Origin of the sequence: Mesorhizobium delmotii, assembly GCF_900149755.1 — a bacterium.
GTDB lineage: Bacteria > Pseudomonadota > Alphaproteobacteria > Rhizobiales > Rhizobiaceae > Mesorhizobium > Mesorhizobium delmotii.
In genome coordinates, this window is record NZ_FUIG01000036.1 from 280 (window position 1) to 2,409 (window position 2,130).

Here is a 2,130-nt window from a genome sequence, read left to right on the forward strand (position 1 = left end):
ATCACGCCCTATGTCGCGGAGGAAGCGGCAGGCATTGATCTCACCGTCGCCAACGTGACCACGATCGAGGCGACCCGCACCTTTTGGGACAAGGTGGTGGTCGCCCACGGATTGCGCCGCTGGTACGAGCGGCGCGGCGAACTGCGGCAGGAAGGCCAGCGGGTGTCTCGGCACTATTACGACCTGCACTGTCTTCTCGGATCCGAGACCGGAAAGGCCGCGCTCGGCGATCTCGATCTTGGCGCCGATTGTGTGCGGCACGCACGAATGTTTTTCGACCGTCCCGACTATGACCTCGCCTCAGCAGTCCCGGGCAGCTTCGCAATCGCGCCCGCTCCAAAGATGGTGGACGCGCTCACGCGCGACTATGCCAATACGGCGGCCATGATCTTCGGCACTCCGCCGAGTTTCGATGACATTCTGGAATCAGCACGGCAGATTGAGCAGGACATCAACACCCATTCCTAGTCGCCTGGCCACGTCGCCGGGGCATCATCAAGGCGTTGTCGAGCAAATGTCTGCTTCAAACCCGAGGACATCGAAAAACTTCACGCTGGCCGAGAGGCGACGATCGCGGCAGCGGCTGTTGGGTTTCGGGCCGCTGCTCGTCCGCCGATCGTTGAACCAGCTCGCGCGTGCCGTCCACCACGAAGACGCCGCAATCAACACCGTTGTCCTGCTGATGGACTGTACTTAAACGTAAGAAGGCCGCCCTGGCCTCGTTGCCGCTATGCGCCGGCAAGGCCGCCAACGTCATGCGCAACTGCGCGCCCCAGGCCGACGCCATCTTGCGCGGCGCGAACGATCCGATTGTTGAGGTACTTGCTCTTGCGGATGCGGATCGGCTTCAGCGCTCGTCGCGATCGATTCCGCAGACGGTGTTCGGCGTCGCAGGAAATGATCGCCTCATGATTGGTCGGGCTGCCGTCGATGACGATGCGATCCGGTCTGCCGTGGCGCTCCAGGGCCTTCCGGAAGAAGCGCTTGGCTGCCGGCAGGTCGCGGTGTTCGCTGAAGAAGAACTCGGACCATGTCGCCGACGCCGTCGACGGCACGATAGATCCATTGGCAGCGTACCTTGATGTATGTCTCGTCCATGTGCCACTTGCCGGTGAGGGCGCGCGCTTGCGCCCGTTGAAGCGCTCCCGAAGCTGGGCGAGAAGTGAACGACCCAGCGGTGCACTGTCGGGTGCTGGCAGGAAGTCCGATGCGCGGGCGTGGATGGATCAAGGCGTTGCGTCAGGACGAGGCTCGGCAGGTGCGTGCGCGCATTGCTGAACTGGAGCGCGACCTCATAGCGCCCACACCTCAAGGACGCCATCGACGTTTCGAAGCCGGACATGAACTTCGCTGCGAAGTTCCGCCCGGCGCGTCTCGAGGAATGCATCTCCGAAATACCGGAGAAACATAGGCGTTAGCGGAAGCTTCGCCGCTCTCAATGCTTGTAGCCGAACATCATCTCTCTGCTGCGATCACATCGATCCTCAGAAAATGCGGAATGGAAGGCGGTCCAGCTAGGGCGCGAATGGCCGGCCCTAGCACCAAGTTCAGTCGGCTTTGCAGTCCTGTACAAGGATTCCGAAGCCACCTGCGCTCGCGTCCCTGTGGTCACACTGCTCGTCGATAGGTCCAGAGTTGTGCGGGGGGAACATTGCGAACGACGAAATCATAGTGAGAAACGATGTACCGGTCGGGCATTTTGAGCACCGGTGACAGAAGACCGTAGGTGATTTGGATCACAGGTCGCCCGGCGGGGATTCGTGCGAGCAAATCCTCGAGCAGTGTGAGGCGCTGTTGCATCGGAAAGCTCAACATCGGCACTGCGCTTATGACACAATCGAACTTTTCCCGGCGCTCCCCCAGAATTTCTTCCAAGGCAAACGCATTGCCCAGGCGGAAATCCACTCCCGGAAAGCGTCGCACCAGGCCGTCATAGAAATCCTTGGAATATTCGACCGAAGTCAACCGATGCGGTTTGATGCCTCTTTCCAGGATGGCCCTGGTGATGACACCAGTCCCGGCACCAATCTCCAAAACCGGCAATCCAGAATGCGGGTTGACCACACTGGCCATGCGGCGCGCCGCATGGATCGACGTGGGCATGAGTGCGCCCACACCTTTCTTATCCTG

2 protein-coding genes and 1 pseudogene are annotated in these 2,130 nt (G+C 60.7%); 1 reads left to right on the forward strand and 2 read right to left on the reverse strand.

Annotated elements, in window-relative coordinates:
* Positions 1–468 (forward strand): nucleotidyl transferase AbiEii/AbiGii toxin family protein (locus tag BQ8482_RS21295; protein ID WP_244602915.1); only part of this gene is annotated, 468 nt, incomplete at its 5' end.
* 335 nt (positions 469–803) lie between these two features.
* On the opposite strand, the pseudogene BQ8482_RS21300 reads toward BQ8482_RS21295, so the two are convergent.
* Positions 804–1,201 (reverse strand): annotated as a pseudogene (locus BQ8482_RS21300) (IS6 family transposase); the annotation flags it as partial.
* Between the two features lie 407 nt (positions 1,202–1,608).
* Positions 1,609–2,130, reverse strand: a 522-nt coding sequence (gene pmtA, locus BQ8482_RS21310) for a phospholipid N-methyltransferase PmtA (RefSeq protein WP_123149482.1), incomplete at its 5' end; no start/stop codon positions are given.